The sequence below is a fragment of the Sorangium sp. So ce394 genome (genome assembly GCF_051474665.1).
GTDB lineage: Bacteria > Myxococcota_A > Polyangia > Polyangiales > Polyangiaceae > Sorangium > Sorangium cellulosum_D.
In genome coordinates this window covers 506,672-527,572 of sequence record NZ_CP150339.1, presented here as the reverse complement: position 1 = coordinate 527,572, position 20,901 = coordinate 506,672, and the positions used below count along the sequence as shown (strand labels likewise).

The 20,901-nt window shown below is 72.8% G+C and carries 14 protein-coding genes; 7 read left to right on the top strand and 7 right to left on the bottom strand.

Annotated elements, in window-relative coordinates; genetic code table 11:
* Nucleotides 1-39 precede the first annotated feature (39 nt).
* The 5 genes from WMF33_RS01985 to WMF33_RS01965 all read left to right on the top strand — a co-directional run bounded on the left by WMF33_RS01985 (nt 40) and on the right by WMF33_RS01965 (nt 7,409).
* Nucleotides 40-456 (top strand): GAF domain-containing protein, encoded by a 417-nt coding sequence (locus WMF33_RS01985; protein WP_437335557.1) that lies wholly within the window; start codon nt 40-42, stop codon nt 454-456.
* 222 nt (nt 457-678) lie between these two features.
* On the top strand, nt 679-1,623 hold the full coding sequence (locus WMF33_RS01980) for an extracellular catalytic domain type 1 short-chain-length polyhydroxyalkanoate depolymerase (protein ID WP_437335556.1): 945 nt from the start codon (nt 679-681) through the stop codon (nt 1,621-1,623).
* A 348-nt stretch (nt 1,624-1,971) separates the two neighbouring features.
* A complete protein-coding gene (locus WMF33_RS01975) occupies nt 1,972-3,228 on the top strand; it encodes a radical SAM protein (protein WP_437335555.1) in 1,257 nt (418 codons plus the stop codon).
* 361 nt (nt 3,229-3,589) lie between these two features.
* Nucleotides 3,590-4,216 (top strand): hypothetical protein, encoded by a 627-nt coding sequence (locus tag WMF33_RS01970; RefSeq protein WP_437335554.1) that lies wholly within the window; start codon nt 3,590-3,592, stop codon nt 4,214-4,216.
* Between the two features lie 376 nt (nt 4,217-4,592).
* On the top strand, nt 4,593-7,409 hold the full coding sequence (locus WMF33_RS01965; protein WP_437335553.1) for a YncE family protein: 2,817 nt from the start codon (nt 4,593-4,595) through the stop codon (nt 7,407-7,409).
* Here WMF33_RS01965 and WMF33_RS01960 read toward each other — a convergent pair whose 3' ends face one another.
* From WMF33_RS01960 to WMF33_RS01940, 5 genes are all read right to left on the bottom strand, one after another.
* On the bottom strand, nt 7,410-8,363 hold the full coding sequence (locus tag WMF33_RS01960; RefSeq protein ID WP_437335552.1) for a S1 family peptidase: 954 nt from the start codon (nt 8,361-8,363) through the stop codon (nt 7,410-7,412). It abuts the gene before it with no gap.
* Nucleotides 8,364-8,757: 394 nt separating this feature from the next.
* On the bottom strand, nt 8,758-9,234 hold the full coding sequence (gene ribD / locus WMF33_RS01955) for a bifunctional diaminohydroxyphosphoribosylaminopyrimidine deaminase/5-amino-6-(5-phosphoribosylamino)uracil reductase RibD (protein WP_437335551.1): 477 nt from the start codon (nt 9,232-9,234) through the stop codon (nt 8,758-8,760).
* A 678-nt stretch (nt 9,235-9,912) separates the two neighbouring features.
* A complete protein-coding gene (locus tag WMF33_RS01950; RefSeq protein ID WP_437335550.1) occupies nt 9,913-10,146 on the bottom strand; it encodes a hypothetical protein in 234 nt (77 codons plus the stop codon).
* Between the two features lie 287 nt (nt 10,147-10,433).
* A complete protein-coding gene (locus tag WMF33_RS01945; RefSeq protein WP_437335549.1) occupies nt 10,434-10,865 on the bottom strand; it encodes a helix-turn-helix domain-containing protein in 432 nt (143 codons plus the stop codon).
* 10 nt (nt 10,866-10,875) lie between these two features.
* The gene (locus tag WMF33_RS01940; protein ID WP_437335548.1) at nt 10,876-11,172 is read right to left on the bottom strand and encodes a type II toxin-antitoxin system HigB family toxin; all 297 of its coding nucleotides are present in this window, start codon (nt 11,170-11,172) and stop codon (nt 10,876-10,878) included.
* A gap of 532 nt (nt 11,173-11,704) precedes the next feature.
* Here WMF33_RS01940 and WMF33_RS01935 point away from each other — a divergent pair.
* Entirely contained in the window at nt 11,705-15,241 is a 3,537-nt protein-coding gene (locus tag WMF33_RS01935) for a PD-(D/E)XK nuclease family protein (protein WP_437335547.1), read from the top strand.
* A gap of 39 nt (nt 15,242-15,280) precedes the next feature.
* On the opposite strand, the gene WMF33_RS01930 is transcribed toward WMF33_RS01935, so the two are convergent.
* Nucleotides 15,281-15,754, bottom strand: coding sequence for a GFA family protein (locus tag WMF33_RS01930; RefSeq protein WP_437335546.1), 474 nt, complete (start codon nt 15,752-15,754; stop codon nt 15,281-15,283).
* 38 nt (nt 15,755-15,792) lie between these two features.
* Here WMF33_RS01930 and WMF33_RS01925 point away from each other — a divergent pair, with 38 nt between their 5' ends.
* Nucleotides 15,793-16,983, top strand: a complete 1,191-nt coding sequence (locus WMF33_RS01925) for an ABC transporter permease (protein ID WP_437335545.1) — start codon at nt 15,793-15,795, stop codon at nt 16,981-16,983.
* Between the two features lie 122 nt (nt 16,984-17,105).
* Here the strand turns inward: WMF33_RS01925 and WMF33_RS01920 are convergent, their stop codons facing one another.
* The gene (locus WMF33_RS01920; RefSeq protein WP_437335544.1) at nt 17,106-20,726 is read right to left on the bottom strand and encodes a GAF domain-containing protein; all 3,621 of its coding nucleotides are present in this window, start codon (nt 20,724-20,726) and stop codon (nt 17,106-17,108) included.
* Nucleotides 20,727-20,901 lie beyond the last annotated feature (175 nt).

The following is a 20,901-nucleotide window of genomic DNA, read 5'->3' as shown; positions in this document are numbered from 1 at the left end:
GCGATTGACGCGCGCGCCGCGCCGGTCGAGGGTGCGGGCATGCATGCGCGCCAAGCATCGTTCGAGCCGTGGCTGCGGAGCTTCGTCGCCGAGAACGGGGGCATCGCCGGGACGGTGCACCTCGTCGAGGGCGACGCGCTCGCGCTGGCCGCGGCCGTGAACATCCCGGAGAAGGTGCAGGAGATCACGCGCCGCGTCCCGCGCGGCAAGGGCATGGCCGGGCTCGCCTGGGAGCGCGGCCAGCCCGTGCAGACGTGCAACCTGCAGACGGACACGTCCGGCGACGTCCGGCCGGGCGCCAGGGCGGTCGCGGCGCAGGCCGCGGTGGCCCTGCCGGTGCGCGACGCCTCGGCGAGCGTGCGCGCCGTCGTGGGCATCGCGTTCGCCGGCGAGCGCGAGCTCGGCGAGGACGAGCTCGCCAGGCTCGCCGAGGGCGCGGGCGCGCTGCCGGCCTGAACGCTCGCCTCGCGCGGCCGTGGCCGCCGCGCTCGCCAGCGCCCTGAGCCGCGCCGTCGGCTTTGCGGGGCGTGTGAAGCGCTATTTGCGCACAGCGCACGTCCGGATCGCACGCGCGATCGTGAGAAGGGAGGCGCTGGCCATGCCTGACGCGCATTGTACTGTTCCCTCTCTCGGGAGGTGTGCATGGATATCGTCAGCCATGGAAGAGGTATGTTCCTGATGATCGCTGCCGCCGTCCTTGCTGGCTGCGGCTCACCGGAGCCGCTGGGGACGGCGGCGGAGCGTGTCATGGCGGGCGAGCCGGGTTGTTCCGGCGGGGAGAGCCCCGCGGGAGACCGCTGGATCCATGTGACGAGCGGCGGCCGGGAGCGCTCGGCCCTGCTGCACGTCCCGAGATCTCTTCACAAGAAGAGGGGGCGTGTCCCGCTCGTGTTCGACTTTCACCACTTCAATGGGACGCCCGAGGCGGAGGCCGCCCTCACGGGGCTCAGCGCGCTTGCGGACGAGCGGGGTCTCCTGGTCGCCTATCCCGCGGGCATCGGCGGGAGCTGGAACGCAGGCCTGTGTTGCGGCCAGGCGTGGCAAGAGGGGGTCGACGACGTGGATTTCACGCGTGACCTGATCGACGCCATCTCGGAGGAGTACCGCGTCGACCCGCGGCGGATCTTCGTGACCGGCATGTCCAACGGCGCGCTCATGGCGCACCGCCTCGGCTGCGAGCTCGCGGACAGGATCGCGGCGATCGCTCCGGTCGCCGGCGTCCTGCACGTGCCGCCGGCGACCTGCGAGCCGGCGCGCCCGATCTCCGTCCTGCATGTGCACGGGACCGCGGACATCGTGATCCCTTACAACGGAGGCACGGGGGTAGTCCCGGTGCCCGTGCCGGGGAGCCTCGAGTTCATCTCCGTGGCCGAGAGCCTCGCGATCTGGCGCGAGCGCGACGGCTGCGCCCGCGTCTCGCACGTCACCTACGCGCACGGCGACACGACGTGTAGGGCGTGGTCGCGCTGCGCTGAGGAGGCCGAGGTCGAGCACTGCGCGGTCGAGGGGGGCGGGCACACGTGGCCGGGCGGAGGAGATCTGCCGCCGGTGTTCGGGCCGAAGAGCGAGACGTTCGACGCGAGCGAGCGGCTGCTCGACTTCTTCGAGGAGCACCCGATGTGAGAGCATGGACGAGCGGACGCATCCCCGCTGCATGCGCTACGGCCTGACCTTCCTCGTCCCGAGCGCCTCGGTTGCCTCGCTCGCCGCCCTCGCCGGCGGGGCCGCGCTCGTCCTTCGCTGGCCGGCGCTGAGCTTCGGCCTGGTCGGCGCCGCGTACGTGGCGCGCCGGCCCGCGATGGCTCCTGCGCCGGGCGCGGTCGGGTCTCGGCACCTGACGGGTCGAGCGTCGCGACGGGTCACGAGCCGTCCCACCGGTGCTCGCGTCGGCGATCGAGGGCCCTCGGCCTCCTGGTTCCGGGCGCCGGCCCTTGTCTTTCGCGGCGCCGATGCGAGGATGGGCGCCTCCCCATGGAGACGAACGGCCAGAGCGCCCCGGAAGCAGCGACGGGCGATCCGCTCGACCCGGGCTGCCGCCCGCACGTCCGCGTCGAGGACCTCGTGCGCGGCGCGGCGCCCGCAGGCGAGCGTGCCCCCGCCGACGCGGGCGCCGGCTGCGCCGGCGGCGAGCGCGCCCCCGCCGAGCCCGTCGCGGGCGGCGCGCCCGGCGAGCCGCTCACGGCGAAGCTCGCCCGCCGCACGGTGCCCGGCGAGCTCTACGAGCGAGGGCCCGAAGAGGGGTATCTCCGGTGCACCGCGTGCGCGCACCGCTGCGTCCTCTCGCCGGGGCGCGCGGGCGCGTGCGGGATCCGCTTCGAGCAGGGCGGCGAGCTCCGCGTCCCGTTCGGCTACGTCGCTCGCCACTACGTGCGATCGGTCGAGACGAACACGATCTTCCACGTGCGCCCCGGCGCGCGGTCGCTCACCTTCGGGATGTTCGGGTGCGACCTGCGGTGTCCTTATTGCCAGAACTGGAAGGTCTCGCAGGCGCTGCGCGAGCCCGAGGGCGACGGCGAGCCGATCGACATCAGCGCCGCGGATCTGGTCGAGACGGCCGTCGCCGCCGGCTGCGGGGTCCTCGCCAGCGCCTACAACGAGCCGATGATCACGGCCGAGTGGGCGCGCGCGGTGTTCACCGAGGCGCGGCGGCGGGGGCTCGTCACGGCGCTCATCTCGGACGGCAACACGACGCCCGAGGCGCTCGCGTACATGCGCCCGGTCACCGACGTGTTCCGCGTCGACCTGAAGGGGTGGAGCGCCGACCAGTACCGGACGCTCGGCGGCCGCGTGGAGCCCGTGCTCGCGGCGATCGGCGAAGCCCGCCGCCTCGGCTACTGGGTGGAGGTCGTGACGCTCGTCGTCCCGGGCTTCAACGACAAGGCGGACGGCCTCCGCGCCCTCGGCGCCGAGATCGCCCGCGTCGATCGCGACATCCCCTGGCACCTCAACGCCTTTTACCCGCGCTACAAGATGCGCGATCGCCTGACGACCGACCCGGCGTTCCTCGTGGACGTGGCCGGCGTCGCGTACGCGCGCGGCATGCGGTACGTCTACGTCAGCAACGTGGCCGACCGCGTGCGCGAGCTCTCGCACACCCGCTGCCCGAGCTGTTACGAGGTCGTGGTGCGGCGGTTCAACTACGAGACGCAGGAGGTCCTCCTCTCCGGCGGCGCGTGCCCGGCGTGCGGGACGCGCGTGCCCGGCCTGTGGGGGCCGGCGGCCGCGTAGCGCTGCCCCGCCGGCCGCGCTCCACCGGTGGGGCGCGGCCCGGAGCCGTCCCGGCGTATTGCCGAACGATTTCCGTCTCGTTCCACCAGAGGCCCAGTCCGGAGACCCGGGACTCCGCAGCGCATGTTGCGTCCGGGCGGAACTCCTCCGATCGCGCTGGGCTCGATGCCGGTCTGGCAGCGCGGACGGCTGACGCGTAGTCCGGCTGACCCGCCGAGTCCGCCGCCCCGGCTGGCCGGACTGGCCGGCCATTTCAAGGGCCCATTGGCCGGCCAGTCCGGCCAGCGCGAGTGCCCGTCTCCGCCGGGAAAAATTCGAAGGATGGTTCTCGCCGCTTCGCCGCGTGTGGTAATTTATGAGCATGTCGTCGCCGTCCGAACGTCTTGCTCAGATCCTCAGGGAAGGCCGATTCGTCGCGACTCGCGAGCTCGGCGAAGAGTGCGCTGCGGAGCTCCACACGCACGCCAAGGAGAGGTATCTCGCGCTGGAGGCGACGATACCTGAGCTCCAGAGCAGCATGAGCCGCAAGCTCTTCGAGCTCGGCCCGCCGGTGCTCGCGATTTACCAGGCGCTCCTGCACGACCTCGGCGTGGACCGGGGGCCGGCCCTGCGCCTCGCCGAGGACATGCTGCTCGCGTTCTACCGCAAGCAGCTGGACCGGAGCCCGCTCCTCGACGCCGCGATGGATATGGTGTTCCGGCTGGAGCCCGCGCGGCGCCTGATCATGAAGAGCATGGCCCCGGGCTCGCCGGGCGGCTCCCGCTTCGCCAAGGTCAGCGACGCCGGCGCGCGCCTCGCCTCCGGCGCGCGCGAGTGCCCGCTCGTGGCCTTTGCGAGGCGGCACGGCGCGCCGGAGATCGTCGCCATGATCGGCCAGCTCGACGGCCTCAGGGCGAACGCGCCCCGCGGCATCGCGCTCCGCCGCACCGGCGCGCTCGATATGGGCGCCGAGCGCGGCGGCATCCGGTACGTGACGGGAAAGAAGTAGCGCCTCCCGCCCGCGCACCCCGCTCAGGCGTCGTCGACCCCTCCGGCGCCGACCGCCTCTCCCTCGTCCTTCCAGCCCCCCTCCTGCGCCCGCCAGCGCTCCGGCGCCGGCGCCCGTCACGCCGCGCCGTCTTGTCGAACGCTGGCCCGCCGAGCCCACCGCCGCGCACGCCGCGCTCCGCGGCGCAGGGATTCGACGTTTGCCCCGTGACGCGCCGCGACCTCGAAGGCCGGAACGCGCGTGGGACGGCGCACACATTTCAACATTGAAACATTCGCGCCGATTCGTGGATCTCAAGGGAGCGTGGTTGTGTTAATCGATCGATGATCGCCCGATCTCCGATCGCTCCCTGAAGTCGCTTGCTCGAGGAGGCCCCATGAAGTCACCGTTCGCTCTGCGAAGGGTCGCCGCCGGACTTTTGTCCGCCGCGGCGGCCACGACCGTCTTCGCGTCCAGCGCTCCTTCGCTGGCCGGCTCAACCACGCTCTTCGAGAGCGGGCAGGTGCGCCCGCTCGCGCTGTCTCCCAGCGGAAATCTGCTGTTCGCGCTCAACACGCCGGACGGCCGCCTCGAGGTCTTCCGCGTGCGCGACGGCGCGCTCGTCCACCGGAGCTCGATCCCGGTCGGGCTCGAGCCGGTCGCCGTGGCGGCGCGGAGCGACACGGAGGTATGGGTCGTGAACCACCTGTCGGACAGCGTGAGCGTCGTCCAGCTCTCCCCCGGCGGTCACGGCGGCCGCGTCGAGCGCACGCTGCTCGTGGGCGACGAGCCGCGAGACATCGTGTTTGCCGGCCCGGGGCGGCGCCGCGCCTTCATCACGGCCGCGCACCGCGGCCAGAACAACCCGAACGACCCGCAGCTCACCACGCCCGGCGTGGGCCGGGCCGACGTCTGGGTGTTCGACGCGAACCACCTCGGCACGTCGCTCGGGGGCGCGCCGCTCACCATCCTCACCCTCTTCACGGACACGCCGCGCGCGCTCGCCGCCACGCCCGACGGCGCCCGCGTCTACGCCGCCGGCTTCCATTCGGGCAACCAGACCACCGTCATCACCGAGCTGCTCGTGCCCGACCAGAGCGCGCCGGGCCCGGCCACCAACGCGGACGGCGACCCGGCGCCCCCGGTCAGCCTCATCGTCAAGTTCGACGGCGCGCACTGGGTCGACGAGCTCGGCAACCCCTGGGACTACCGGGTGAAGCTCTCGCTGCCCGACAAGGACGTGTTCGCCATCGACGCGATGGCGAGCCCCCCGCGGCCCGTCGCCGGGCCCTCGGGGGTCTTCACCGGCGTCGGGACGATCCTCTTCAACATGGTCGTCAACCCGGCGAACGGGAAGGTCTACGTCTCCAACACCGACGCGAGGAACGAGCAGCGGTTCGAGGGCCCGGGCGCCTTCGCCGGGCAGAGCCTGCGGGGCCACCTGCACGAGAGCCGGATCACGGTGCTCCGCCAGAGCGGCGCGCCCCGCGTCGCCCCGCGGCACCTCAACAAGCACATCGACTACTCGGTCTGCTGCGCCCCGACGCCGAACGCGGAGAGCGAGGCGAGCCTGGCCCAGCCGGTCGGCATGGCCGTCACGAGCGACGGCGCGACGCTCTATGTGGCCGCGCTCGGCTCGAGCAAGGTCGGCGTGTTCAGCACGGCCGCGCTCGAGGCCGACACGTTCGTGCCCGACGCGGCCGACCACATCGAGGTGAGCGGCGGCGGCCCGTCGGGCCTCGCGCTCGACGAGGCGCGCGGCCAGCTGTTCGTGCTGACCCGCTTCGACAACGCCATCTCGATCATCGACACCGCCACCGGCGCCGAGACGGCGCACGTCGCGATGTACAGCCCCGAGCCGCCGAGCGTCACGCTCGGGCGGAGGTTCCTCTACGACGCGCGATCGAGCTCGGCGCACGGCGACTCGTCGTGCGCGAGCTGCCATATCTTCGGCGACTTCGACAGCCTCGGGTGGGATCTCGGCAATCCGGACGCGGCGGTCACGGCCAACCCGGGCCCGTTCGTCGGCCCGCTGCTCAACCTGTTCACGCAGCAGCCGATGCCGAAGGAGTTCCACCCGATGAAGGGCCCGACCACGACCCAGAGCCTGCGCGGCATGGCGAACCACGGGCCCATGCACTGGCGCGGCGACCGCACGGGCGGCAACGACGCCCCGACCGCCCAGCCGGACAGCGGCTCGTACGACGAGCGCGCCGCATTCCTGAAGTTCCAGGCCGGCTTCACCGACCTGCTCGGCCGGAGCGGCCCGATCCCGGCCGCCGACATGGAGGCGTTCGCGGACTTCATCCTCCAGGTGACGTATCCGCCCAACCCGATCCGCCGCCTGGACAACGCGCTCACGCCGGATCAGCAGGCCGGGCGCGACACCTTCTTCGACAGCAACCTGGACGGGACGGCCATCTGCAACGGCTGCCACGTCCTCGACCCGGACAGCAACCCCGGCACGGACAGGCCCGGCTTCTTCGGCACCGACGGCAACATGACGTTCGACTTCCAGCCGCAGCTCATGAAGACGCCGCACCTGCGCAACCTGTACCAGAAGGTCGGGATGTTCGGGATGGAAGCCCCGGATTTCGGCATCCTGCCGGGCGACAACGCGCACAAGGGAGATCAGGTGCGGGGGTTCGGCTTCCTGCACGACGGGAGCTTCGATACGCTGTTCCGGTTCTTCCGCGGGATGGGGTTCTCGCCGTTCACGGGCTTCACGAACCAGTTTGGCACCTTCCCCGACAACCCCGACGGCCTGCCGGACTCGCCGGCGGGCGACGCGGTCCGCCGGCAGCTCGAGGCGTTCCTCCTCGCCTTCGACTCGAACCTGGCGCCGATCGTCGGCCAGCAGGTGACCCTGAGCTGGGACAACCAGGCCGCCGCCGGGCCGCGCGTCGATCTCCTGATCCAGCGGGCCAATGCGGGCGAGTGCGACCTCATCGCGAAGAGCCACGTGATCTTGCAGGAGATCGGCTTTCTCTACACCGGCGCTGGGAAGTTCGCCGCCGACCGGCTGGCGCTGCCGCCGATCCCGGACGCCGTGCTCCGCCAGATCGCGGCCGCGACGGGGCGCCCGCTGACGTACACGTGCACGCCGCCGGGCTCGGGCTACCGCGCCGGCATCGATCGCGACGAGGACGGCTTCCTCGACGGCGACGAGCGGGGCGCCGGCAGCGACCCGGCGGACCCCTCGGACACGCCCTGATCACTCCTCCGCCCCATCGTCGCCGAGCGCGCAATCCGGGTCGGGCGGGGACACGCAGGCGAGCGCGCACACCCCGTCTGCGCCGCAGTGGCGGTCGGCGCAGTCCGGGTCGACGAGATCGGGGCCGACATCGCAAGATGCGTCGCAGAGGCCGTCCGCGCGGCATGGGTTGTCCGCCTCGAACTCGTCGATCGTCGGCTGGATGAACCGGGAGATCTGGTCGTAATCGGTGCGCGCCTGCACCCCGTCGAGGGTGCAGGGGTCGTCGCCGAACGACGTCACGCCGGCGTGGCGCTCGACGCCCCGCCGCACGAGGAACGCCGGACCTCCGGAGTCGCCGGCGCACGTGTTCATGGCGGGGACCTGGTAATAGAACTGGGTCTCGTCGATCGTCCCCGGCGTCCCGCCGACCTGGGCAGGGCCGATCGCCAGGATGGGAAACGCCACGGCGCGTCGCATGCCGAACCCCGTCCCGGCGACCCCGTCGGAGACGCCATAGCCGACGAAGGTGTAGTCCGGCCCGATGTACCAGCCGCTGTTGTCCATCGACTCGCGCAGGAGCGGCGCAGGCTGCACGGGCGCGTCGCTCTCCAGCTTGAGGAGGGTGAGATCGTTCTTGAGGGTGCCCGGGTCGTACTCGGGGTGGCGCAGCGACGTTTCGACCTGCACGCTCGCCGAGCGCCGCCCGAGGTTCGTGCCGAAGAAGACCCGCGTGAGCCCGCCGTGGCAGTGTCCCGCCGTGATCACGGTGCGCCGGGAGATCACGGTCCCGCTGCAGTACGCCCGGCCGCGATTGCCCACGCCCACGACATAGGCGTGCGCTGTGTCCACAGCGCCTCCGACGATGCGCTGTCGGGACGTGAGCAACGGTTGCTCGCCCTCATCCCCAGCTTGCGTATCTGCGCAGCCGAGCCCGCCGAGGCACAGGATCGCGATCAGGATAGCATTCTTCATACTGCCACCTTTCCGTCTACAAATGATGTCTACAACGGCCATGGCGTGAGGACGCACACAGTCTTTGCGCTGCCCGGGCCCACGGGTGGGCGGAGGGCATAACAAGCGTGGTGCCAGCGCGGTGCTCGGCGCGCCTCCGAGCCTCCGAGCCGGATCCACGCGCGGCGGGGGCCTGGAAATGGCGCGCGAGCGGGGGATCTCGCCGGGTCGCGTCCTGGAATGGCGCGCGAGGGGCGAGATTCGCCGGGCGCCTGGCCGCGGCGTGTACGGCCGTGGGGTTCATGGGGGGAGAGGTCGCGGCGCCGCGCTCGTCAGGGGGGCACGCGGGCGCTGGACGCGTGGGGTACGCGACCGCCGCCGCTCGCGGGGGTGTCGGCGGTGCCGGAGCGCGGCGTCAGGACGTCGGCGTCGCTCGAGCGGGCGCGGCGCTGCGCTCGGCGATGCGCGCGATGTAGGCGCGGTTGAGCTCGCGGCACGCGAGCTCGCGGACGCCGATCGTGACCTCGATCCCGGCGCTCTCGAGCAGGGCCACGCCCTTGCCGGAGACGAGGGGGTTCGGGTCGATCATCCCGATCACGACGCGCCGGACGCCGGATCGGAGGAGGGCGTCGGTGCAGGGCGGCGTGCGGCCGTGGTGGCAGCACGGCTCGAGGTTGACGTAGAGCGTGGCGCCCTCGGCGCGGCCGGCGAGCTTGCGGAGGGCGTCGACCTCAGCGTGGGCCAGCCCGGCTCGCTCGTGGAACCCCTCGGCGAGGACCTCGCCGCCGCGCACGATGACCGAGCCGACCATCGGGTTCGGGGCGGTGCGGCCGGCGGCGCGCCCTGCGAGCTCCAGGCAGCGGTCCATCCAGCGGAGGTCGACGTCGCTCATGCCGGCCCCGGGGCACGGCGGTCCATGAGAGGGCGGAGGGGTGGCCCCGCCGCGGCAGCGCACAGCATGACGCGGTGAGTATAGCGGAGGGCCGCGGTTGAGGTAGGACCGCGAGCGAGATCGCCCGCTCGTCGGGTCCGCGGCTGCCGTACCGGCGTCTCGGCGGGCAACCGGCTCGCGCTGGGGCGCGTCACGCCGGGAGGGCGGCCCCGGGGCGCCGGCGAGAGGGGGCGCGAGGGGCTGGCGGAGGATCGCGGGGGTCGGCGGAGGGGGGCATGTCCAGCGCGGAGATGGGTGAAACCCATGTTTTGGTGGCGGCACGTCCACCGGGAGACGGGTGCCACCCATGTTTTTGTGGAGGCACGTCCACCGCGGAGATGGGTGCCACCCATGTTTTTGTGGAGGCACGTCCACCGCGGAGATGGGTGCGACCCATGTTTTTGTGGAGGCACGTCCACCGGGAGACGAGCGCCACCCATGTTTTTGTGGAGGCACGTCCACCGGGAGACGAGCGCCACCCATGTCCGGCGCGGACGAGCCGGCTCACCCGGACGGGTTCACGGCGTGCCGCGCGCCCCGGGCGGGGGCGCCCGGACGGCTCCGGCCCGCCTGGCGGGGGCTCGCCGACGGGGCCTCGCGAGGTCGTCAGCCATCTCGACGCAGGCCTCGGGTTGGCGTTCAGCGGCGGCGCGAAGCGCTGCCCGCCGCAATGCCTTGTTGGGCGGTCTCTTCGGCCAACGTGGAGTCGTTTGAACCGGGCGATTTTCGGGCAGGTGGAGTGACGTGGGGTCTTCGGCTGGTCTCTCCCATGCGTCGAAACGCCTCGAAGATCGCGTCGATGTCATAGCCGTGCTCCCGTGCGATGGCCTCGCGGATTGCACGGACCTCTTCCACAATCGGGTCGGGGGTCATGTCTCCTCCTCGAGCGCGAGTTGCTCCGGTGTACAGATGATAGGCGGACGAAAGCCGCTCTGGCGGCACACGGCCTCGATATGGTCGCGCATCACGGCGTTGGCGAGATGAGCGCAGTTGGGCGTCTGCAACGCCGAGCGCGAACGTCCGGGCGCTCGATCCCACCTCGCGGACGACCATCGACCCGTCCCGTCGGCCCAACGATCTGCCGGTCTGCCGCGGCGCGAAGCGCCGTCGGCAGCATGGGCTTGCTCGGCAGCTGATTCGAGGCAGATGGAAGGCGCCGTTCACGCGGCGCGTTTCGCGCCTTTGCCATGAGTGCTCCGTCCCGACGTTCGCCGCGGCGGCGGCTTTCCACGCGAACGAGGCGGATGCGCGATCAGCACTTCGGCTGGGATCTGCATCGATGCGTGGAGCTTTCGGATCATCGGGAGCGTGAGCGCCCGTTTGCGGCCCAAGACCTCCGAGACCCGTGCCCTGGAACCGATCAGCGGTTCGAGCTGCTTGCGAGTCCACCCGAGTTGCTCGCAGCGCGCCTCGATCGCTGCGATCGGGTCTGGCGGAGCAATGGGGAACTGCTTGCGCTCGTACGCGTCGACTAGCGTCGCGAGCGCATCGAGCTCTTGCGCCTCGGGCGAGCCTGGCTCGGCGTCCCAGAGCTCTTCGATTCTGCGAAGCGCCCGACCGTGACTCTCCTTATCCACAACAGGCTTGATCATCGCGGTGCCCTCATACGCTCGTCGCATCAATTCTGTCGTATTCGGCATGGGTGCCGATGAATCGGATGTAAACCAGATACAATGGACCGTACTTGACTTGAGCGATCAAGCGGTAGTTGTTGCCCTTGATGTCGAACACGACCCGGTTATTCGGGAGGAAGTCGACGCTTCCGAAGGCGGTTTTGATGTCAGCGGGCCCCGTCCAGGAGGCACTCTGGACGATGGAGAACCAGAGCCGCAGCGGAGTCTCGGCATCGGCGTGCCGAGTCCAGAACTCAACGAGAGTGCTGCGGCTGAAGATCCTCACGGAGTGGAAAGCGTATCATGCTCCCGCGGTGGGAGCAAACCCTTCGAGTGCAGCCTACAGTGGCGGCTAAACCAGGCTCTCCGCTGTCGCCCGCCGAACGCACTGGCGCTCGCCCCGTCGGGTGCAGCGCCGGGCTCGGCGGCCCATTGCCACGGTACGGGGCCCGCCAGCCGCGCCGAGCGCCGGCCGTCGAGACCCGCGCAGGCAGCCAGCTCAGCGTGTTCGCGCCACGGCCACGACCGCGACGATCGCTATGAGCGCAACCATCGCGAGGAAGGCAAGCGCGGCGATCTGGACAGCCACGTCAGGTAGCGTACGCGTAGCCGTCGTCGGGGCCGAGCGGCGCGCGGGCCTCCGCCCGGTGGCCTCGACGGCCCCGAAGCCGGCGGCCTCGACCGGCCCCGCGCCAGCGCCGTCCCGCTCGGCGGCGGGTTTCCTCCACCGCCGTTCTGCTTCACACTCCCGGCCTGCACCGTCGTGCAGCGGCCTCCCCCGGTCCCCCGCGGCCTCCGCCGCATCCCTCATCGCCCTCGTGCCCCACGCCGTCATCACCTCGCCCAGCGCCGCCGCCCGCCTCGATCGCGCCGTGGGCTGGCTGCGCCGCCGGCGCCCCGCGGAGCGCGTGCTCCTCGTCGGCGCGTCGGTCGAGGCCGCGAGCGAGCTCGCCCGCGCGTCGATCCGCGGCCGGCGCGCCACCTTCGGCTGGCACCGGCTCACCCTGGGGCGCGTCGCCGCCGCGCTCGCGATGCCGGCGCTCGCCGCGCGCGGCCTCGTCCCGGCCAGCGCCCTCGCGATCGAGGCGCTGTGCGCGCGCGCCATCGGCGGGCTCGCGCAGGACGGGCTGCTCGGCCGCTTCGCCCGCGTCGCGGATCGGCCCGGACTGCCGCGCGCCGTGGCGCGGACGCTCGACGAGGTGCGGCTCGCCGGCGTCGATCCGGACGCGCTCGCCCCGGCCGATCTCGACGGCATCGCCCGCGCCTTCGACGCCGCCCTGGACGCGGCCGGGCTCGCCGATCGCGCGCTCGTCCTGCGCCTCGCGGCCGAGCGCGCCCGGGCCGACGACGGGGGCGACCCGCGCGCGAGGCACCCGCTGCTCGGGCTGCCGATGCTCCTGCTCGACCTGCCGGTGCGGTTCGCGCTGGAGCGCGAGCTGATCGAGGCGCTTGCCGCGCGCTCGCCCGACGCGCTCGCCACCGTGCCCGCCGGCGACGCCGCGTCGCTGCGCCACCTCGAGGCCGCGCTCCGGTCGCCGGCGCGGCGGATCTCGCTGACCGCGGTCTCGGCCGCGCACGACGGCGCCGGCGCGGCCAGCGACGCGGGCGGCGACGCGGACGACGCGGACGACGGGCCGCCGCCGGGCGCGCCCAGCACCTCGCTCGCGCGCCTGCAGGAGCACCTGTTCGATCCGCTCACCGACGAGGCGCCGGGGCTCGGCGACGAGGTGGAGATCCTCTCCGCGCCCGGGGAGAGCCGGGAGTGCGTGGAGCTCGCCCGCATCGCGCTGCGCGAGGCCGGCCGCGGCGTGCCGTTCGAGCGCATGGCGATCCTCCTGCGCGCGCCCGAGCAGTACCGCGCCCACCTCGTCGAGGCGCTGCGCCGGGCCGGGATCCCCGCGTACTTCGCGCAGGGCTCGGTCCAGCCCGATCCGGCCGGCCGGGCGCTGCTCGCGCTGCTCGCGTGCGCGGCCGAGCACCTCTCGGCGTCGCGCTTCGCCGAGTACCTCTCGCTCGGGCAGGTGCCCGACGCCACGCCCGCGGGCGAGCCGCCCCCGGCCGCGTCCGAGGCCGATCGGTGGGTGCCGCCGGACGACGACCTCTTCCCCGCGCTCCTGCGCGGCGAGCTCGACGAGGGCGCGGAGGAGCTCGGGGACGCGCTGGCGATCGGAGATGAAGAGGAGGCGCTCTCCCGCGGCGGCGCGCTGCCCCGCGCAGGCGCGCCGGGCGCGCTGGAACCGCCGGGCGCTCCGGAACCGCCGGCCGCGCCGGCCGCGCCGGGCGCGCCCGAATCGCAGGCCGCGCCGGGCGCACCGAGCGGCGACCGCGACGCCCCCGTGCAGGACGGCACCCTGCGCGCCCCGCGGCGCTGGGAGCGGATCCTCGTCGACGCGGCGGTGATCGGCGGGCTCGACCGGTGGAAGGCGCGGCTCTCCGGCTTCGAGCGGGAGCTCCGGCAAGAGCTCGCGCGCGCCCCGGAGGAGCGCGACGCCGCGCGCATCGCGCGGACGCTCGCCGACCTCGCGGCGCTGCGCGACTTCGCGCTGCCGCTCCTCTCGGCGCTGCCGAGCCCGGGCGAGCGGGCGACGTGGGGCGCCTGGCGCGACCGGCTCTCGGCGCTCGCGACGCGCGCGCTCCGGCGCCCCGAGCGGGTGCTCGCGGTGCTCGCCGAGCTCGCGCCGATGGCCGACGTGGGCCCCGTCGACCTCGGCGAGGTGCGCCTCTGCCTCGCGCACCGGCTCACCGACCTCGTGCTGCCCCCGGCCGCCCGCCGCGACGGGCGCCTCTTCGTCGCGCCGATCGAGGCCGCCCGCGGGCGCTCGTTCGACGTGGTCTTCGTGCCCGGGCTCGCCGAGCGGATCTTCCCGCAAAAGGTCGTCGAGGACCCGATCCTCCGCGACGCGCTCCGCCGGGCGATCGCCGGGGGCGCCTCGGGCCTCGACACGAGCGACGACCGGGTGGCGCGCGAGCGCCTCGCGCTCCGGCTCGCGGTCGGCGCGGCCCGCCGCAAGCTCGTCGTGTCGTACCCGCGCGTCGACATGGACCAGTCGCGGCCGCGGGTGCCGTCGTTCTACGGGCTCGAGCTCCTGCGCGCGGCCGAGGGCAGGCTGCCCGGCTTCGGCGAGCTCGAGCGCCGCGCCGAGCAGGGCGGCGCCGCGCGCATCGGCTGGCCCGCGCCCGCGCGGCCCGAGGACGCCATCGACGCGGCGGAGCACGACCTCGCGCTCCTGGAGACGCTCTTCAGCCTCCCGGAGGACCGGACCATCGGCACGGCGCGCTACCTGCTCGGCGCGAACCCGCACCTCGCGCGGGCGCTCCGGTTCCGGGCGCGGCGCTGGATCCCGGCGTGGACGAGCGCGGACGGGCTGTTCAAGCCGGTCGCGGAGGCGCGCGAGGCGCTCGCGAAGCACGCGTTCGGGCGCCGGTCGTTCTCGCCGACCGCGCTCCAGCACTTCGCCGCGTGCCCCTACCGGTTCTTCCTCTACGCCGTGCACAAGCTCGCGCCGCGCCCGGCGCCGGAGGCGATCGAGGAGCTCGACCCGCTCCAGCGCGGCCGGCTCGTGCACGACGTGCTCTACGAGGTGCTCGTCGCGCTGCGCGACGCGGGCAAGCTGCCGGTGAGCGTGGCCTCGCTCGACGAGGCGCGGGCCGAGCTCGATCGGGCGCTCGACCGCGTGGCCGCGCGCTACGCCGACGAGCTCGCGCCGGCGATCCAGCGCGTCTGGGACGACGGGATCGCGTCGGTGCGGGCCGATCTCCGCGAGTGGCTGCGGCGCGCCGCGGAGGACCGCGACTGGGAGCCGATCCATTTCGAGCTGTCGTTCGGGCTGCCGCGCCGCTTCGCCACCCGGGATCCGGGGAGCTCGGACCAGCCGGTGGAGCTCGACTGCGGGGTCAAGCTCCGGGGGTCGATCGACCTCGTCGAGCGGAGCGTGTGGGGCGCGATGCGGGCGACCGACTACAAGACGGGCAAGGCGCGGGCGCCGCGCGACGCGGTCGTGAGCGGCGGGGGCACGCTCCAGCCGGTCCTCTACGCGCTCGCGCTGGAGAAGCTCATGCCGCCGGGGACGCAGGTCGAGTCGGGGCGGCTCTATTACTGCACGTCCGCCGGCGGCTTCACCGAGGTGCCGATCTACCTGGACGCGCGGGCCCGCGAGGCGGCCGCGCAGGTGGCGGGGATCATCGGCGACGCGATCGACAGGGCGGCGCTCCTGCCGATGCCGGCGGAGGGGGCGTGCGCGCAGTGCGATTACCGGCCCGTGTGCGGGCCGTACGAGGAGCTCAGGACCGGGAAGATCAAGCGGCGCGACCTCGACCAGCGCCGGCGGCTGGAGCAGCTCCGCAGGCTGGCGTGAGCGCGGGTGTCGCGCCCGGGCGCGCGCGGAGGGTGCCAGTCACCCGGGCTCGCCGGGAGCCGGCGGCGCGCTCGCGGCCCCGGCGACCCACGGCGGATCTTCCGCGTGCTGCTCCGTGCCCGAGAGCGGCGTCAGCCACGGCTCGCGGCGCTTGATCCAGATCTCGTAGCTCGGCGCGAGATCCGTCGGAGCGTCGTCCAGACATCCCAGCTTGATCTCGACCTCGCCCTCCGCCTCCCGCAGCGAGAACAGCCGCGACCCGCACGTCGTGCAGAAGCTGCGTCCCTCCCAGGACCTCGTCTCGCCCGTCGACTCGAAGCTCGACCACGGCCACACCGCGTACGGCATGAAGACGCCGCCGGTCTCCTTCCTGCACGACGTGCAGTGGCAGAGCCCCACGCGCACAGGCTCGCCACGAAGCTGAAACCTCACGGCGCCGCAGGCGCAGCCGCCGCTCCGGACACGCTCGAATCCAGCTCGCAGTTCGTCTCCCATCGCGCGCTCTCGGCCCATCGTAGCCAGCGCCGCGCTCGCGTTCTATACACTTCGTCATGGTCAAGGAAATCGCTCTGCCCTGCGCCCTGCTCGCGCTCGGAGCGGCGGGCAGCGGTTGCAACCTCATCTTCGGCATCGAGCCCGGCACGGACGCGACCCCCGCCTCGTCCTCGACGACGGCCTCCGCGGCGACGGCGACCACGGGCCCCGGAGATGGCGGCTCGGCGCAGGCCACGTCGGGCGCCGGTGGCGCCGGTGGCGCCGATGGGGCGGGCGGGCGCGCGCCCTCGTGCCCTCCATCGAGCTGCGCCGCGGGAGAGTGCCCCGTGACGCAGATGCCAGGGGTGCTCGGGTCCAACCCGAAGGGCATGGCGGTCACCCCGGATGCCGTGCTGATGGCCAACGACGAGGCCATCGTCGCCATCCCGAAGGACGGCGGGGCCGCGCGCACGCTCCCGGGCACCCTCGGATTCGGCGACACCACCTGGGTCACCTACTCGGGCGGGCAGCTCTCGTGGATGAACTGGAGCAACGGAGACGTGCTGGGGATCTCCGTCGATCCGCCGAGCTCCAGCCCGATCCGGATCGCGGAGGTCCCTCGGCAGGAGGACGAGGACGTCATTCCGGGCTTCGGCCGGATCGCCTCGTTCGGCGACAGCGTCTACTGGGCGACGCAGACGCCCCCGGCCGTGTGGCGGGCCAAGGCGGACGGCAGCCAGCCCGTCGCCGAGCAGGTCGCCACCAGCGACCACCCGATCGGCGTCGCCGTCGACGCGACGCACGTCTACTGGTCGGATTACTGGGCAAGCCAGATCCTGCGCAAGACGAAGGAGCCGCTCGGCGAGACCGCCGAGGTCTTCGCGGAGACGAACGGCAACCCGACCGAGATCGTGCTCGCGGGCGGCGTCGTGTACTGGGTGACCGACAACACCGGTGCAGTCCAGTCCAAGGCGACGGACGCGGCGCCGGGCGCCCCGCCCTTCACCACCACGGTCGACGCCCAGGCCGTCGCCAAGTCGCTCGCGGTGGACGACGAGTTCGTCTACTGGACCGTTTACGAGAACAGCGAGGGGCAAGGCGAGGTGCGCAGGGCGCACATCGGCAAGGGGGACACGATCACCCTCACGACCGGACAGCCGTACTTCTTCGAGATCGCCGTCGACTGCGGGTTCATCTATTGGAACGTCAACGACCTGGAAGCCGAAGAGGACGCCGTGGTGTTCCAGATGCCGAAGCCCTCGAACTGAGCGCGGCCCCGCGCCTCCCCGGGTCGCCGCGATCGCGGATCGACCACGGCCCGCCTGGCCGAGGCGGGGTCTCCAATCCCGAGTCCTCCGTGTCCAAGAGCGAGCGCCCCAGGCGCCGTGCGCTACGCCGCGCCCTGCGCCTCTTCCCTCTTCGGCCACGTGAACCGGAAGGTCGCGCCGTTCTTGCCGTCCGACTCCACCCACGCCCGCCCGCCGCGGCTCTCCACGATCTTCCGCACGATGGCAAGGCCGATCCCGGTGCTCTCCACCTTGTCCCGCGCCTGCAGCGTCTGGAACATCCCCCACACCTTCTCCTGATAAGCAGGCGCGATGCCAGGCCCGTTGTCCAACACCGAGAACTCGTACTGATCGCCCTGCTCGCGGGCGGACACGGACACCGCCGCATCCTCGCGGCCAGCGTGCTTGAGCGCGTTCGTGATCAGGTTCATCAAGACCTGTTGCAGCGGCACCCGGTACGTCCGCAAGCTCGCGGGCGGCACGTCGAGCGTGACCCGCGCAGGCGGCTTGGGGGCGATGAGCTCGACCACCTCCCGCGAGAGCTTCTCGATGTCCACGCTCTCCGGCTTCTCGCGGAACCTCGTGGCGCGGGAGTAGGCCAGGATCCCCTCGATCAGGGCCTCCATGCGGCGCACGCGGCCGCGCAGCATCTCCATCTGCCGGCGCGTGTCGGCGGTGAGCTTGTCCGACAGGTCCTCCTCGATCCACTGGGCGAGGCTCGCGATGCCGCGGAGCGGCGCCTTCAGATCATGGCTCGTCACGTACGCGAACTGGTCGAGCTCGGCGTTGGTGCGCTCCAGCGCGCGGATGAGCGACTGCGCCTCCCGGAACAGCCGGGCGTTGTCCATCGCCACCGCCGCCTGGGCGGCGAGGCCGACGGTGATGCGCTCGGAGCGCTCGGTGAAGACCCCCGGCTTCGGGTGCCCGAAGAACATCGCGCCGATGACCTTGCCGCTCCGCGAGACCACGGGGACGGCCAGGTAGCTCGCCACGGGGAGGTGCCCCTCCGGCGGGCCTCGATGAGGAGAGCTCTTTCCGTAGCGCGGATCCCGGGTCACGTCGTCGAGGCGGATCACGCCCTCTCCGCGGAACGTCGGCGCGAACAGCGCCGTGTTGCGCGGCATCGGGAAGCGCGAGAAGGCCTCCCTCGGCGCCCCCGAGAGCGCATACAGCATGTAGCTGCCGCTCTGCGCGTCGTTCACGTTGTAGAAGAACGCGCCGAACTCCGCGCCGGAGAGCTTCGTCCCCGCGTCCGTGACCGACTGGACGAGCGCGTCGAGCTCGAGCTCCGCCGACAGCACCTGCCCCACCTCGTGGAGCGTCTCGAGCACCTCGGCGTGCTCTCGCGTGAGCCGCTCGGCCTCGCGCTGCTGGCTGATATCCATGTTGCAGCCCACGTACTCGCGCACGCTGCCGTCCGTGGCGCGGACCGGCGCCGCGCGCGCCATCGTGTAGGCATACGAGCCGTCTTTCCGGCGGAGCCTGTACTCGGCTTCATACACGCCGCCGCGCGCCGTCGCGTCCGACCAGGCCCGCATCATCGCCTCCCGATCATCGGGGTGGATCGCTCGCAGGAAGCCCCCCTGCAGGTACTCGGCCTCTTCCTGCCCCGTGAACTCGAGCCAGCTCGGCGAGCTCTCGATGATCGTCCCCTCCGGCGTGGCCGTCCACACGACGGCCGTGGTCGCCTGGACCAGCGTCCGGAGGCGCGCCTCGCTCGTGGCGAGCTCGATCGCGAGCTGCTCGACGTGGCGGCGCGCCAGCACCTGGTCGGTCACCTCGAACGCGAACGCCATGACGCCCTCGGTGCTGCCGTCCGGCGCGCGCATCGCCTGATAGACGAAGTTGAAGAAGCGCTCTTCCTCCGGTCCGGCGGCGCCGCGGCGCAGGCGGAGGGGCACGGACGTGCCGACGTAGGGTTGACCGCTCCGGTAGACCCCGTCCAGGAGCTCGAAGATGCCTTGGCCGTCGAGCTCGGGGAGCGCGCCCCGGATCGGCCTGCCCAGCACCTCTCGTCCGCCGAGGATGTCTCGATACGTCGGATTCACCAGCTCGAAGACGTGCTCGGGGCCCCGCATGATGCAGATGCCGGCCGGCGCCTGGTTGAACAGGCCCGCGAGCTGCTGGCGAGACGCGTCGACCTGCTGGAACAGCCTCGCGTTGTCGATCTGCAAGGCCACGCGGTTCGCGAGCTCCTCGGCGAGCGCGACGTCCGCCTCGCAGAAGCGCCGGCCCGACTCGGCGTGGACCAGCGTGAGCGCCCCGATGTTCCGCTCGCGCCCCCGGAGCGGGACGACGACATAGGACCTGAGGCCCAGCGACCGGATCAGGCGCAGGTGCTCGGGGTTCATCGCGGCGGACTCGAGCATCGAGTCCGGGATGTCGGCCATCCACTCGGGGCGACCGGTGCGGATGACCGCGGGCACGCCCGTCGGGGCGTCGTGCCGGGGCGGGGACATCGCCCGCAGGCGCTCGCTCAGCTCGATCTTCGCCGGATCGCAGTGGTGAACGGCCACGCGCTCGACGGTGTCGCCGTTCAGCATGTCGACGGCGCACCAGTCCGCCAGCGTGGGCACGGCGAGGTGGGTCAGGTGCGCGAGCCGCGCCCCGACGTCGAGCGAGTTCGAGAGCACGGCGCCCGCCTCGCTCAGCAGGCGCAAGGTCGCCTGCTGCCGCTCGAGCTCGGCCGCGAGCATCTCCGCGCGCGCCCGGGCCTGTCGCTCCTGCTCGAGCAGGCGCGCCCGGTCGAGCGCCGACGCGCACTGCGCGGCCACGCTGAGCAAGAACTCGCGCTCTTCGTCGGTCCACGCCCGCTCGGCCGCGAACGAGAACGAGAGCGCGCCGAGCAGCTCTCCATGGGCGACGATCGGCAGGACGGCGAGCGCCTGGATGTCGTCGCGAGCAGGCCTGAGCGCCGCGAGCTCGGGGTACGCCGCGTGCAAGCTCCTCTGGGTGCCCACCCAGATCGGGCGGCGCTGCCGGAGCGCCTCCGAGAGCGGCAGTCGGGCGTCGAGCGGCACGATCGCGTAAGGGCTCGCGCGCTGCTCCTCCAGCCCCGATTGGGCGATCAGCGTCGCGGCCCCGGCCGCCGCGTCCGCCGCGTACATCATCGTGGTCGAGGCGCCGAGCACGCGGTGGACGTCGCAGACGACGGCGGAGGCCATCTGTTCGATCGTCATCGCGCCGCTCAGCGCGGAGCTGATCGCGAGCAGCGCCTGCGTGAGCCGGGCGCTGCGATCGAGCTCCTCGAGGCGCCGCGAGAGCTGCGCCGCGAGCTCGCCGCGCTCCGCCTCGACCTGCTTCAGGCGGGAGATGTCGGCGAACACCGAGATCCCCCCCTCGAGCTCGCCTCCGGGCCCGACGATCGGCGCGGCGCTCCCGAGGACCATGCCCCGCGTCCCGTCGAAGCGCTGGATGCGGGTCTCCTCGCTCTCGATGACCTGCCTCGCGGACATCGCGCGCGCCATCGCCCAGTCGGCGGCCTCGTACGGGCGGCCGTCCTCGTGGAAGGCGCGATACAGCGTCCAGTCCTGCATCGACTCGGTCGAGGCGCTGCCGGCCCAGATGCGCTCGGCCGACCGGTTGTGCAGGACGAGCTTCCCGGAGGCGTCGCAGATGATGACGCCGTGCGGGCTGTGCTCGAGCACCGCGTTGAGCCACCCGCGATCGCGGGAAGCCACGGCGCGGAGCCGCTCGAGCTCGCGCTTCAGGGCTTCGATGTCCATGGCGTCGACGCTGGTCGAGGGCCCGGAGGACGGGCGGGGGTGCGCGGAGGTTCCCATAGAGTGACCGCAACCGGAGGCTCGGGGCGGGGCCGAGGCGTCGCTCGGGCGGCTATCGCCCGGAGCTTACGCTCATCGGCGGCGCTGCGAAAGGCGGCGCAGCGAGGGGCGGCGCGGG